The sequence below is a fragment of the Methanospirillum sp. genome (genome assembly GCF_028679455.1).
Classification (GTDB): domain Archaea; phylum Halobacteriota; class Methanomicrobia; order Methanomicrobiales; family Methanospirillaceae; genus Methanospirillum.
Genome location: NZ_JAJRBM010000398.1, coordinates 1 through 13,297 on the forward strand (window position 1 = coordinate 1; position 13,297 = coordinate 13,297).

At 47.9% G+C, this 13,297-nt stretch carries 17 protein-coding genes; 7 read left to right on the forward strand and 10 right to left on the reverse strand.

Annotated features, from left to right (window positions below; translation table 11 throughout):
* From LUQ50_RS13530 to LUQ50_RS13565, 8 genes are all read right to left on the reverse strand, one after another.
* On the reverse strand, positions 1-122 hold a 122-nt coding region (locus LUQ50_RS13530), incomplete at its 3' end, for a type II toxin-antitoxin system HicB family antitoxin (RefSeq protein WP_300040574.1).
* A gap of 110 nt (positions 123-232) precedes the next feature.
* Positions 233-601 (reverse strand): hypothetical protein, encoded by a 369-nt coding sequence (locus LUQ50_RS13535; RefSeq protein WP_300040541.1) that lies wholly within the window; start codon positions 599-601, stop codon positions 233-235.
* A 58-nt stretch (positions 602-659) separates the two neighbouring features.
* Positions 660-1,154 carry a GNAT family N-acetyltransferase gene (locus tag LUQ50_RS13540; protein WP_300040543.1) on the reverse strand — a complete coding sequence of 165 codons (495 nt, stop codon included), beginning with the start codon at positions 1,152-1,154 and terminating at the stop codon, positions 660-662.
* A 652-nt stretch (positions 1,155-1,806) separates the two neighbouring features.
* Positions 1,807-2,283: a MarR family transcriptional regulator gene (locus tag LUQ50_RS13545; protein ID WP_300040545.1), complete on the reverse strand. Its 477-nt coding sequence runs from the start codon at positions 2,281-2,283 to the stop codon at positions 1,807-1,809.
* 93 nt (positions 2,284-2,376) lie between these two features.
* Positions 2,377-2,796 (reverse strand): pyridoxamine 5'-phosphate oxidase family protein, encoded by a 420-nt coding sequence (locus LUQ50_RS13550; protein ID WP_300040547.1) that lies wholly within the window; start codon positions 2,794-2,796, stop codon positions 2,377-2,379.
* A 167-nt stretch (positions 2,797-2,963) separates the two neighbouring features.
* A complete protein-coding gene (locus tag LUQ50_RS13555) occupies positions 2,964-3,284 on the reverse strand; it encodes a hypothetical protein (RefSeq protein WP_300040549.1) in 321 nt (106 codons plus the stop codon).
* Between the two features lie 247 nt (positions 3,285-3,531).
* The gene (locus LUQ50_RS13560) at positions 3,532-6,564 is read right to left on the reverse strand and encodes a hypothetical protein (protein ID WP_300040551.1); all 3,033 of its coding nucleotides are present in this window, start codon (positions 6,562-6,564) and stop codon (positions 3,532-3,534) included.
* A gap of 62 nt (positions 6,565-6,626) precedes the next feature.
* A complete protein-coding gene (locus tag LUQ50_RS13565) occupies positions 6,627-6,980 on the reverse strand; it encodes a hypothetical protein (RefSeq protein WP_300040553.1) in 354 nt (117 codons plus the stop codon).
* A gap of 590 nt (positions 6,981-7,570) precedes the next feature.
* Between LUQ50_RS13565 and LUQ50_RS13570 the strand changes: the two genes are divergently transcribed.
* From LUQ50_RS13570 to LUQ50_RS13580, 3 genes are all read left to right on the forward strand, one after another.
* The gene (locus LUQ50_RS13570) at positions 7,571-8,080 is read left to right on the forward strand and encodes a hypothetical protein (RefSeq protein ID WP_300040555.1); all 510 of its coding nucleotides are present in this window, start codon (positions 7,571-7,573) and stop codon (positions 8,078-8,080) included.
* An 85-nt stretch (positions 8,081-8,165) separates the two neighbouring features.
* Positions 8,166-8,720, forward strand: a complete 555-nt coding sequence (locus LUQ50_RS13575) for a hypothetical protein (RefSeq protein ID WP_300040557.1) — start codon at positions 8,166-8,168, stop codon at positions 8,718-8,720.
* Complete coding sequence (locus tag LUQ50_RS13580; RefSeq protein ID WP_300040560.1) at positions 8,717-8,962, forward strand: hypothetical protein; 246 nt, start codon at positions 8,717-8,719, stop codon at positions 8,960-8,962. The genes LUQ50_RS13575 and LUQ50_RS13580 overlap by 4 nt, the downstream gene beginning before the upstream one ends.
* A 453-nt stretch (positions 8,963-9,415) precedes the next feature.
* On the opposite strand, the gene LUQ50_RS13585 is transcribed toward LUQ50_RS13580, so the two are convergent.
* On the reverse strand, positions 9,416-10,108 hold the full coding sequence (locus LUQ50_RS13585; RefSeq protein ID WP_300040562.1) for a DUF166 family protein: 693 nt from the start codon (positions 10,106-10,108) through the stop codon (positions 9,416-9,418).
* A gap of 280 nt (positions 10,109-10,388) precedes the next feature.
* Here LUQ50_RS13585 and LUQ50_RS13590 point away from each other — a divergent pair, with 280 nt between their 5' ends.
* The gene (locus tag LUQ50_RS13590; protein ID WP_300040564.1) at positions 10,389-10,589 is read left to right on the forward strand and encodes a hypothetical protein; all 201 of its coding nucleotides are present in this window, start codon (positions 10,389-10,391) and stop codon (positions 10,587-10,589) included.
* A 127-nt stretch (positions 10,590-10,716) separates the two neighbouring features.
* On the forward strand, positions 10,717-11,787 hold the full coding sequence (gene arsB / locus LUQ50_RS13595; protein WP_300040566.1) for an ACR3 family arsenite efflux transporter: 1,071 nt from the start codon (positions 10,717-10,719) through the stop codon (positions 11,785-11,787).
* A 5-nt stretch (positions 11,788-11,792) separates the two neighbouring features.
* Here the strand turns inward: arsB and LUQ50_RS13600 are convergent, their stop codons facing one another.
* Positions 11,793-12,260 (reverse strand): putative zinc-binding protein, encoded by a 468-nt coding sequence (locus LUQ50_RS13600; protein ID WP_300040568.1) that lies wholly within the window; start codon positions 12,258-12,260, stop codon positions 11,793-11,795.
* Between the two features lie 79 nt (positions 12,261-12,339).
* Here LUQ50_RS13600 and LUQ50_RS13605 point away from each other — a divergent pair, with 79 nt between their 5' ends.
* Together LUQ50_RS13605 and LUQ50_RS13610 are read left to right on the forward strand one after the other, a co-directional pair.
* Complete coding sequence (locus tag LUQ50_RS13605) at positions 12,340-12,780, forward strand: helix-turn-helix transcriptional regulator (RefSeq protein ID WP_300040570.1); 441 nt, start codon at positions 12,340-12,342, stop codon at positions 12,778-12,780.
* A 3-nt stretch (positions 12,781-12,783) separates the two neighbouring features.
* The gene (locus LUQ50_RS13610; RefSeq protein WP_300040572.1) at positions 12,784-13,197 is read left to right on the forward strand and encodes an arsenate reductase ArsC; all 414 of its coding nucleotides are present in this window, start codon (positions 12,784-12,786) and stop codon (positions 13,195-13,197) included.
* Positions 13,198-13,297 lie beyond the last annotated feature (100 nt).

A 13,297-nucleotide genomic window follows, 5' to 3' on the forward strand; every position in this document is an offset into this window, starting at 1 on the left:
GAATTTTCAGTAGCCTCTTCGATAGTCTTCCCCTGAGTAATGCAACCAGGAAGGCCGGGGACGGTTACTACAAACCATCCATCTTCCCCAGGCTCAATCACCACATTGAATTTTTGAAACATCATCTTTCCTTTTGTATGGAATGGTATTGCCGGTACTATATCTCTTTGTTTGTATCCTCTTTAAATTGCCTCATAGGTGAGGCTATGAGGAATTCCGGATATCTATCCCCTCATATCCGCAGTCCTGATCCGTACCCAAACACCTTCTGCAGGATTCGTATCCCACCCGATGCCTGGGTCTGGTCTTTCCATGAATTCGTTGCTGCAGTCCGGTTGTAGTCTATACTCGTATTGGTACCCCTTGCTTCCATTATGCTTCCGGCAAAGGTTGTTCTGACTGTTCCTTCTGCATATGATGATCTCCCGTCCGGAGTCACGGCAATCTGGTACCTCATTCCTGCCGGGGTGCTGTACCCGCCAGCCGATCTGATCTCTCCTTTGGTTGATATCTTTGCATGATGGACATTGATAAGATTACTTTCTGCTTCTACCACGTTGCAGAATGCAGGGACGAGATTTCTGATCGGATCAGCAAACACACACGCAACCGTGCTGTCTGAGGAAGAGTAGTTACGGATGAAAAGGTCTTACAATAAGTTACAAGCCAATGTAATTGTTCATCACTTTCTGAAAAACAAACATTATATCATCGGTTTTTGGATCATCTATCCGAATGATGTGAAACCCACATTTGTTCACGTAAAAATGCACATTTCTCATCAGACAAGGTGGTGTTACTGTTGTCCAGGTCTTCGTTTGTGGATATCTCTTTTCAATCTCAAGCCATGCTCTGTATCCGATTCCGTTGTCAAGGTGATCAAGGTCAACAAATAATAGGTCTAATTCGTTATTGTTATCTTCTTTCAGTTTTACCACCGCACCTCCCACCATCTTCCCTTCCTGATAGAAAACCAATGGAGTTACTTGGACGTCTTCAAGTACTCCATCGATTGAAGGTATGACATCGTGGCCATGATATTCGCCAAAATGTTCAGGTAAATCATCAATTGAATCAGCAAAAGATCGTTTCATCATACATTTTGCTTCTTCGAAATTACCTGTATTCATCGGCAATAAAGTTAAGGTGAGCATATTTATCCCAAAGGGTTACATTTTACGAAACTAAAGGGTTTCTGGCATTCTCTTGAAACTGGGTGTATATCATGCTCGTAGAATCAGTTCAGGTTCAATTGATTCTCCATAACCTATCAGAGTACCTGTTCTTCAAACATGATACATTTTTTTCCGGATCATGGTAAGAAATCCAGAAGAGACAAACCGGGCGGAAGGGCGGCGAAGATCTCCCAGATCCTGCCATTGGGCGGGGACCGCCGCCCGGAATCCCCCGCCGGATCTCTCCTTAATTCAATAATAACACTAAATAATTTAGTTTAATAATATCAGGGCGGCAGATTCCCCGGGCACAGTATCGTACAACCGGATCTCCTCTATGGTATCTCATACCTGTTATTCCCGCCCCGCCGCTCTGACCTCAAAATATCTTCATATCATCAAGCATTCATCAAACAGGCCCCAGATCTCGTGAGGCAAACTCCCGCCCAAACTCCGGATCTGCCGCCCTGCCGCCCAGATGACATGAAGATACATCATTGCGACCAGAAGTAAGCAGAACGGTATAGACAAAAAAGATCAGGTGCCCGGATGGAGATACTGTCCCCTTCAGTCGTTCATGAGATAATTATACATCTAACTAAAAACCGATCACCATGGACATTTACGTCGTCTATCCAGGTAGAGGATACTCATCGGATTCCTGATTCTCATCGCCATCTTTGCCCTGTGCAAACCGGTCATACACGTTCTCGAGCATCTCTTCAAACAGGATAGCCTGACCAGGTGAGAATCCCCCATAGACTTTTTCGTTCAGTAATTTTGAGATCTCTTCAAATATCGGGCGTAATTTTCTTCCTTCTTCTGTCAGGGAGATGTAGGTAACACGGCTATCCTCCTGGCTCTTCTCCCTCTCGACATACCCGAGTTCAACCAGTTTCTTCACCAGGATGGTAACGGTTGGTTTCGTCCGGTGAATTTTACATGCAATTTCCTGCATTGGCAGTCTGTCGCAATGAAAGAGAAGGAAAAAAATATCACCATGAGAAGGAGCAAGGTCGGAGATCCCCCTACTCTCAAGTTCGCTAATTATAAACCGGTTTGCGAGGTCAAGCGCCCTTGACATCCGGGCAACTGCATTTCCCTTCATCTTTTGCCCTTCTCCTGCTCCTTTATTTTTGGATCTCCTTGAACATAGAACCGATGCATATCAGAAGTAAAGAGTGAATGCCGGTAATCCGGCCTAAAAGGTAAATCTCTTATCTGGATCACCGGTAAGATATGAGATTCTCACATCCCCGTGCTCCATGTAAAAAACTGAGAAGACCGGATTTGATGCCTCTTTGTAAATCGAGCGAACCAGTTCATTCCCTGCAATGATCTTTTCTTTTACTGCGACATTCTCACTGATCACGACTGATCCATTAACCCGCATCGTAACATACTCGGGGGAGAGAAAGGCGAACTCCACCTCCGGGTTCTTGGTGATCTGTGCGAATACATCCTTGGTATTAGCCGTGCAGAACCACAACTTACCATCCTGTTCAAACTGGAACTGAAACGGGCGTACGTGAGGGGTGGTCCCGTCTACGGTTGCGACATATACCGTTGATCCAGGTTTTATGAAATCAACGACAGTATCAATGCTTTCTTTGGTAGTCATAACAGTCTCTCCATGATTCAGGACAATAAGATCTCTAGAGACGTATTGTCTCCACTAAGTTAGATATCTAACTATTAAAGATCTCTCTCACCCTGTCTGAAGATCAGAAAGGAAAAAATGAGGTTGTCGGCCTAACTACGACCATAACAACCTCTTTAGGAGAAGAATTATCTCACTCTGCTCACCGGACCTTTCCGTTGATCTCCTCTCATCACGGCCCGGACCCGTTCAACCGGGCTGGCGTATGATACCCCGCCGATATCCATGTAAAATCCCTTCCCACTCTCCGAAAGCCTGACAACTCCCTCAACAGGACCTGAGATCAATCCTGTACCAAGACCCAGAAGCACCGAAGTAAGCACTACTCCGGGAATGGTAAACCTCCCAACCTCATCGATAAACACCAGCAGAGAATCACCATCACGGATCATCCTACCACAGAGTTCAAACCCGCTATCAGCCTTAATCTTCTCAACAAATAATGCCATCAGACATTTCTCCTGAATATTCAGAGCTTCCCTTCAACAGGGCAAAAATTCATGTTTCCCGGTTGTCTGTTCACAATTGTACAGATACACCGTCTGCGAACCTTGACATCCGGACCTGAGGTGCGATACCGCTCCCATTCCAGATGTGGGCACCCTCTTGAGTTGCACCATTCTGTGTTTGGTCTCTTCATGATAATCCAGCACTCATTATCCCTCCAATACCACCGCCATCCCCCCACAAAAGAGATCAGGGCGGACTGTCCTTGTCAGAAGATCGAAACCTCTCTGACTGGGCACACCGGTTGTAACATGCTTCGCACAGCCCGGTCCGGGAAGATGGATCTATCCAGATTGCCGGCTGCAGATTGCAGAGACAGCATCGCCCTGATGGAGTTGAACGCTTCACCATCTGTGTTGTATCAACTGTGCCGGGCAGGACAACATGTGACGCCACGACCCGCGATACCGCCCTGTCGTAGCATGATCTGCAGAGTGTCAGAGAGTGGTGATTCCCTGGTTCACCTCTTCTTTTCGACTCCTTCTCCTGAAACCGGGTCTTCCGCTTCCCACAGACAGAACATCTTCGCTTGTCAGGACCACTGGTAACCCGGACAAAATCCTGTGGTCGTATGGATGAGAGAGATACTCCGGATGCATCCTCCACCCTTCCTGCTCCATCCGCCTCCTCACCGGTGGATAACTCACTGATAGATGATTCATCAGAGGTGACAGGACTTTCAGGCACTTCTGAAACGGATGCCGGATCTGATGGAGGTTCAGGGAGAGAATCATGACCTGGATCAGGATCATGGTCATCTCCGGATGAGGGTTCATCAGCAAGCCAGACTGATCCTCCTTTCACCCAGGCATTGTATAGACCCGAATCCCAGTGATAGGCCCGGGTTCTCCTCATGGTAGTGCATCCCTCATCACCAACCGAGATGGTCCGATCAAGGAACGATATGGCCGGACATTTCTCAAGAATCCCTGAGTATGACTTCCCATGAGAGCGATACCCGTGAATCAATTTGCTGATAGAACTGTTTGTCCAACCGGTCACCTGCTGGAGTTCTTCTGTCGTGATCTCGGGAACCTCTGCTGATGCAATCGCCTCAATGAGAGCAGATTCACGGCGTGTCAGTTTGCTTGCCTGCCCTCCGGTCTCTCCGTTCAGAGCGACAAAGAGCCTTGCTGCCTGGTTGAAATCCTCCTCTGTTGCAGTAACGCAGGATACACCACCCGACTCTATCATCGTCCGCTGCTGTTGACAGAGTACAGCATTTGTCCTGATGAGATCGAGTAGCATATCCGGATTGCGGCGGTTCTCAGCCGACTGAAACCTGATTCTCCTGGCAAACGGGATTACCACAAAAACCTCTTTGAGTTCATTCCAGATCGTTTTGCAAACCGCGATATCCTCGCTCACCTGAACCGATGATTCAGGCAGTTGTTCTGCACCGGCAAGCGTGCGGTCAAGCACCTTCTGGTCCTGCTCATCAGAGTCATCGATCCAGCAGGTGAGCATCCGGTTAAAGACCTGATCGTCACCAGCCCCTTCAACCTTTGCAATCCACCAGACACACCGTTCAGGGATCGTGCATATCTGTGGTTTCCTCTCTGTATTCACGGTCCGGTATGGAAACGGTTTCTGGAACGAGGTGGTAACACCTTTCAGGATCTCCTGCATCTGGTCAGAGAGGTTGACATCGTCAAGCGTTATCACGGTTCCGGGAATGAGATCGTCCATGTAAAAGAGTGCTTTGTCACTCATCCTCCCGTCAAGCCGGTACGCTGCAGGAATCAGGGATTTCATGGTCTCAATAGCATGAGATTTGCCTTTCCCTGACTCACCGGTGATGGATACATGCAAGCCCCGGCTGTTGATCACCGTCCGGGATGCCAGCGAATGAACGAGATATTCGGCAACGGTCTGGTCACCCTCATGATACCTGCCAAATGTCTCAAGCATGGTCTCAAGCGGATTTTCACGTGCAAGAATCTCACGGGCACGAATCAGGAGAGGATCTTCTTCATGCTCCTTGTCACGGTCTGTTCCCATGGATTTGCCCGCGATTCCGGCTCCTGTTCTGGCACAAGAACCAGAAGATGGCGGACCGTTGATCTGTTCTGATGGATTATGCTCCCCGCCCCTGCCGGATCGCAGTCCGGCACTCCTGGCTCTGGCAGGATCTGACCCATCAAACCGTGCCCGCAGTTCCGGCCACCGCTGTCTTCCACTTCCACACGAGTCATGGTGACAACCGGCAAAGATGGCACCGTTTGGAAACTGGATCGCAAAAGCCCCGTCGGTATGTTCATCAGAAAACGGACACCGATCCAGCGAGTAGAGTGTGCCTCCCCTGTACGGTTTTGCAGTGGCGGTGAGATGGTGAACATTCAGCCAGGAACCAAGATCGAATCCTGATCCGGATCGGGATCCATTCCGGAGTCTGGTTGAACACTCAGACTTCGGCTCACCCTCTCCAGACCTTTCATCACGAGTTGGATCTCCGGTTATTCCTGACAACGCAGAAGAGTCGGGTGAAGAAAATTCTGCCACAAGGAGATGCATCTGTCCGGGACTGACGATGACGGGTGCCTGAGGTGATGCGATGATCTGTGATCTTCGGTGCGGCCGATCAGAAACATTGTCGCCCTTTCGTGCATACGTCCCATAAACCTTCCAAATCCGGGATGCGTTGTAGTTCGCAGTATCAACCTTGCAGACAGACGTTGAAAACCGATTATCCAGGAACTCCAGGAGAGACCTGACCAGATCCCGGCTAGCGTCATCGTTTGGCAGATCGATTGCATACAGGAGGTGTGCCCCATTGCCTGAATCAGAGATGATCGGATCAGGCCACCCGTTATCAGAGAGCCAGGAACTGATGGTTTTTGAAAGAGAGAGGGCACTCTCATGCTCAGAGTCAGATGAAGAGACCCCTGATATCCTGATTGGATCGATATCGATCGGGAGCCACCGCCTCCTGACGATATCGCAATCTGCGGTTGTTGCTTCAGATCGCGTCAGCCGTGTCTTAATCCGGTTAGATCTTCGTGCAAGCAGAACCGGGTTTACGTCATTCAGAGTGAGATATATCCCTGAAATGCGCAGGTCCTGTTCAAGCAGGAGAACATCATCTGCAGCCTTCTCAGGGTTGTTGTAATACCCGGAGCCGATTCCATCAGGACCAAGGGTCCTGATCTCAAACACATGGCCCTCCGGGACAAGCAGCCTGATACCTGCAAGAACTCCTGCCAGGCCGATCTCACCAGGCATACCAGCCCCTGAAAACGGATGGATCCCGGAGGAAGGATGCCCGATGCTCCGGAAGTGCCGGTTTAGTCACTGGCATCATCAGGACCACCCAGCCTCATCGCCCCGCCTACGCAGATCCGGTACCTGACCCAGCAGGTCTTATCCCGCACCCAGTACTGGATATCACCCGGATATGTACCTGAACGCTGAAGCCGTGAGAGGGCATCGATATCCTCCTGCAGATGATATCTGCCGCGATAGGATCTGATGCAGATAAAGAGCATCTCAAGATGGTTCCATGCGATGAGCCCGATTGTACCGGGTTTGGTTGTAGAACGCATGAGGACTTTTGCTACTTCATAGCCCTGATTCTGCAGCATTGCTTTCGCGGCATACCCTGCAGTACGGCTTGTCTGAAACTCAGCACTGCGAACCATCTGCGACACCCATTTTCGGTGTAATACCGATATATCCAGGATATAGCAGGATACCCCGACCATCGTTGCCAAAAGGTCGTCCCCTCGTCACAAGCGAGCATATGATTATACAGCCAGACGAGAAACTCTGATCACTCCCCGCAGTGATCGGCCACCAAGCATGTTCATCTGACAGGGAGTACTTCACCTCCATTTACCACCTCTTCTGTTCATGCAATCACCAATTCTGCTTGAATTCACAGAGTTTTTTTCAAATTCTGGTTTGTGATCATTCAGCAGTGAAAAGAGGATATTCCTAATATCTTTTAAAAGATTGCGGTCAGAAAGTCAAATTAAAATGACAACTTTTATTATTGTATAGATCACTGGGCCTCAACATTGAAAAATCCATAAAACCAGATTACGCATACCGCCCTGGCATTAAATGACTATATTGCAATTTTATGTTCAGATCGGAACGGGTGTGCCTAATTGCACAGATTATTTGAAATGAGCAGAGAATATGTCTCGGTTTATGATCCTCCCTTGAAACTATTATAACCAGAATGCATATGAGTAATTGTCGCAGTATTGCGACGATGGGGGAATAAATGGGAGATTTTACTCAGAAGAGTGTGGTCAAGTCAGCGGTGCGAAAACTTGCATCACCGATTGCCGACTATACCGCATTCAATGCACTTGTTCAGGATGTCCTGGACAACAATCCGTGGGGATGCACAACCTACGAGTCTGCAGGGGTTGCAAAGCCTGCGGTTGAAAAGACAAAGGAAGCGTATGCGGCAACCATCGTGTACGAGAATGCTGATGCCAAAACCGTCGGGAGTATTCCGATCCGTGGGCCGACGATGTCAGCGGTGAACACCGCTGTGACCCAGGTCACGGGCACTGCAGCGATCACTACCGGAATGGGGGCCGGTGTGACAGCATCACGTGATTCATCAGAGGACTCGTTCAGTTGCACACTCAAGGCACATGCAAGTAACGGCGAACTCTACTCGGTGACATTCAAGAGGGACAGTGTCACTATCTCCAGTTATGAGGCTGATTCAATTCGGACCAGTCTTGAGACCTGGGCTGATACGATTGCCATCCTGGCCTGAACCTCTCTTTTTGCATGAAAACATCTTAAATAGTCCTGATGGGGCCCCCAATGGGCACCATTGGGGTATTATATCCGGGGGGAGTATGAAGAAAGATTGCGTTGCTGTCGGGCTGGTATGCCTTATTCTCGCAGGGCTTGCAGGTGCTGATTATCTGGCAACCTCTGTCAGTACCGACGGGTCAGTGATGCTTGCAACATCGGGTTCGGATCAGAACGGATCGTTTGTATCAAGGGTTATGGGTGTGGATGCAGTCCGGCTGGTCAGGGCGGTCTCTGGTGGTGAAGAGATGGCGACTGATCTGATAATCAAGGGGTCTGGCCCTATCCTGGCATCTGATTATGCCTCGTCAAAGGGCATACCGGTGATGATGGATGAAATCGCCTGTACGTTTCTGACCGATAGCCGGGTGCAGGCCGGAAAGGAGTCTGATCTCTATACGGTAGGGATGCTGCAGAACGGGAGTTATGAGATCTCACGTGTTGTCGGGTCCGGTCTGACCGGGGGAACCGTGGTGAACGGCTCCAGTATGGTCGGGTTCGGATCTCAGACAAATGGAAACACTACTCAGAAAACCCGGGGATTTGTTGCTGGTAACCTGAGTCTGAACGATCTCGTGAGATATGGAGGGAGGTTATGATCTGGGAGATGATCAGCGGTGTGCTGGGTGGTGTCACCATGGTAAATGTACTGGGGCTTTTCTTTCTGTACCGGCAGTACATGAAACTCGCTGCCTCTTCTATCGAGTTTGCTGCTCTGGTGGTGGAGTCTGTTGAAGAACAGAAGGACGGTTCGGTTACGGTGGATCCTCTGGTTCTTGCGGCAACCTCAATGGATCATATCAGCCAGTTATCAGGGTTGCTCAAGTGGGTTCGGTTCTGATATCGTCATTGACGTAATACCTTACGAAATCAGATAGTATTGTGCAGGGAGGATACACCGGGCTTTTGGGGGAGAATGAAGAATAACGGGGTCATTCCCGGTATTCTTTATCGGTAGGCATTGAGTCTCGACAACTCTTTTGGCAATCTGATCCTCTGGTACTATTCATCGCATGGCTCACTTCGTGTTCACGAAGTTTCGATTGACATCGTACAACCCTTGAGAGAATCAAAGATTCTCTCGCTCTCACCCCCTCATTCTTGAAACTCCTTATTGTTTCATAAGCAGGTCATAAAATGTACCGATCTAGTTTCCCTCGCATACTTATCCTAATCTATCGGAAATCGGGTATACTATTAGTGTTCTAGTTTCTCATGGAAAAAAGTTACCTGACGAGCAGACTCATCGATTCCAGAACTTCTCTAATTTATCGAAACCGGCCCTCATATGAGATCATTTCCCCAGTTCATTGAGATCAGAATCCATAGTGCATGATACTCTCATCCACTCTTTCATACTCTTCTCCCATAATTCAGGATTGATCCCTTTCATCGAAGAGACAAGTTCTTCAAGATGAATAAACCCTGCCTTCTCTTTATCACATGTTCTTCCAAACCGGGGAGCTCGGCAGTTGTGACAGATTGAGAGAGCGAACTGGTTCAAGGCCTCCTGATCAAACATCTTTCCATTCAGTTCAAGAGCAGCAGATTCTGTTGAACCACACGGGGAACCACGAAGCGGATGACACCAGACTACTCGGTCTCCGTCAAGAATCATATGGAAAACAGGCCTGCCGAATACTTTTGCATACTCATTGATCTGCCAGAACCTTGTATTCGGGAGGAGGGAACACATCGTCTCCGGACCGATAACTGCCAGATTTAACTCCAATGCCTGAGCAAGAAATCCCGGGCCGAGATTCACCCCCAGAAGAACCGGGACACCGGTTTTCACCAGTTCCATCCCGATATCAGGATGTCGGAGATACGATATGTAAAGATCACTGGATGGAATCGTGAGATGGATATCATCAACGACTGGAGAAGTGGGAAACGGTAGAAGAATCCACTCGGTAGAGAACCGTTTCCGTATCTGCTCAAATGCTCGCTCGCCATATTGGCCGTCGCTCACGATTCCGATCTTCATCTTCTGGTGAGAATAGTGTGATCTATTTTAATAAATACTGAAGTATCCAATACATCATCATATGAAACAAGAACCATACAATCGTTACCTCTTCATTTTCTGCTTACTACTCACCATTTCCGGATTCGTTACTGCTTCGAGTCAATCGGAAACAAACAATAATCAGTCTGTTTTGGATAATCTTACTACTCCCATCTCCGTGCCCAATATTTCAACCATTATCGACAATCCATCTCAGTAGGTAGGAAGGTCGGTCATCCTGAACGGAATTATTACCAAGGTGTATCCCTCCCAACATCAACTCACGGTTGCCGACAAGGTAGGCTGCTCCCTCTGTACTGCTAAGAATGCTTTGAACTCCATCACTATCTGGTATCAGGGAAAAATTCCAGCAGTACTGGAGACTGTCCAGATATCAGGACAGGTAAGTCACGATAAGAAGTTGGGATATAGTATCAATGCATCTACGGTCAAAGTCTAGTCTCTGTAATCGCCGTAATCAGGATAGATTCGTTTGAAAGGAATTAATTGACCACTCTTCCGTAAGTATATATGTTATTTCAATAAATACTGAGTTTGTTCACAAATGTGAAAATGAGGAGAAGAGAATGCCTATTATTAAACGACTCTCATTTCTTGACAGTTATCTGACACTCTGGATATTCCTCGCCATGATCATCGGCATCGCAATTGGGTATTTTGCTCCCTCTGCTCCTGCCTTCATCACCGGTCTCTCGGTTGGGACGACATCGATCCCCATCGCAATCGGCCTGATACTCATGATGTATCCTCCTCTTGTAAAGGTCAGGTACGAAGAACTCCATCTGGTATTCAAAGACAGAAAGGTTCTTGGACTTTCGCTTGTTCAGAACTGGATCATCGGTCCGATTCTGATGTTTCTTCTGGCAATACTTTTCCTCCGTGATCAACCCCTCCTCATGTATGGTCTCATCCTCGTCGGGATAGCCCGGTGCATCGCGATGGTTATTGTATGGAATGACCTTGCCGGAGGAGACTGTGAATATTGTGCAGCCATCGTAGGGCTCAACTCCGTCTTTCAGGTCCTCTTCTTCTCCCTATATGCCTGGATATTCATCACCATGCTTCCCCGGTTTTTTGGTATCGGAGGAACTACAGTCACCGTAACGATGACAGGAATTGCTGTCAGTCTCTTCATCTACCTGGGGATTCCGTTCCTGGCCGGACTGTTCAGTAGGATCCTTCTCATCAAAGTAAAAGGAAAGACATGGTACGAGACGGTTTATATTCGTCAGATATCACCGATAACACTCATAGCCCTGCTTTTTACGATTATCGTTATGTTCTCCCTGAAAGGTGAGTACATCATCGAAGTACCGTTTGATGTCATTCGGGTAGCAATCCCGCTCGTCTGTTACTTCCTTATCATGTTCTTTGCTACCTTCTGGATGAGCTGGAAGGCAGGAGTGGATTATCAGAAATCAGCTACCCTCTCCTTTACCGCAGCATCGAATAACTTCGAACTTGCCATAGCAGTCGCCATTGCGGTCTTTGGAATTGCATCTCCGGTAGCATTCGCAACCGTCATCGGACCGCTTGTAGAAGTACCGGTTCTGATAAGCCTGGTGAATGTCGCACTCTGGCTGAAGAAAAAGTGGTATGGAGAAAATTCTGGAGGAACGTGTTCCTCCAGTTACTGAAATAATTATTTCCTGATATACTCAACAATCACTTTTTCAGCAACCTGCCTGGCATACTCATGAAACTTCTCATCAGAAACCTCATCTATCCCGAAGGGGAGGGACTCATCGTAGAGAGAATCGGCAAGGATCACCTCAGGATTCCAGTCCGGGAGAACCCCTTGCATCATCCGGGTTGCACACGAGACAAAACACCCCTCAATCGCAAGACACTTCTCTGCTCTCCTGACCAGGTTCCGCTGTCCGGTGTTCTTGGTAAACGCACCTCCAAGACAGATCCTGACCGTCTCTTCTGTTGCCAGTTTATGAGCGATCAGGTTCGCTGCCCGCCGGGATACTTCGCCTCTGGAACATGCTCCTTCACACGAGAGGATCGCAATCTTCGGGGGAGTTGTGCTGTTCTTTTCTGAATATTCTTCGCAAATGCCGCAGGCTCCTTCTATCTTTCTGATCTGAATGATTTCATACTCCATCTGATTCACCAGTATGACATCAACGAAGGAATGGGAAAAGGGATGATCTCTGATTCAGTTTTTTATGAAATGAAAGAATATGATTATCTATGGCTTCTGGCAGGTATCTCTTGTCATTGTTCAGGGAGGTCCTGGCATGGTAACCGGGAAGTGTTGTCCTGCTGATTGTGCCCTGCGTGAAGACTGGGAAGATGAACTCAATCAGGTGAAAAATGCACTTGAAGATCCATATGTAGACGAAATGGAGCGGATTCTAAAAGCAGTCAGCCATCCTCTTCGCCTAAAGATCCTTCTCATGCTATGTAACCGGGATCAGTGTGTCTGCGAGTTTAATTGGATATTCAAAGAGTCCCCAACCCAAATCTCAAACCACCTGAAGATTCTCAAGGATGCTGGTATCATCGATACATACTATCGCTCGAATCATAAGATCTATCGGCTCAGGGAAGATACTGACAAAACCATCATTGCCTTCCTCCACCAGGTATGGAAGAAGAATACCAGGCAGAATACGAGATAATCCATGAAACAAAAAATTCTTTTTATCTGTACCCATAATTCTGCCCGGTCCCAGATGGCAGAAGGGTATCTCAATGCAACGTATGGTGATCATTATCAAGGGCTGAGTGCCGGAACTAAGGTAACCCGGGTTCATCCCCTCGCTATCAGGGCGATGGAAGAGATCGGGATCGATATCAGCCATCACCGGTCAAAAGAACTGATCGAGTTCTTTGATCAAGAAATCGATACGGTTGTTACTGTCTGTGATAGTGCCAATGCCGTCTGTCCTATGTTTCCTGGATCTAAAGAGACTATTCATGTCAGTTTTCCTGATCCATCCACAGCCACCGGGCCTGAGGAGGAGCAGATGAAGACGTTCAGACAGGTTAGAGATGAGATCATTGTCTGGATTGACGATCGGTTCGGAAAAAAGTAACAACAAACACAGAAAACCAGGACCGGTTTTTTCTGTGTTTATTTTTTAATCTTTAGCAATCCGGTATTCCCATGTAATCGGAACAGCTTTACCAACCATA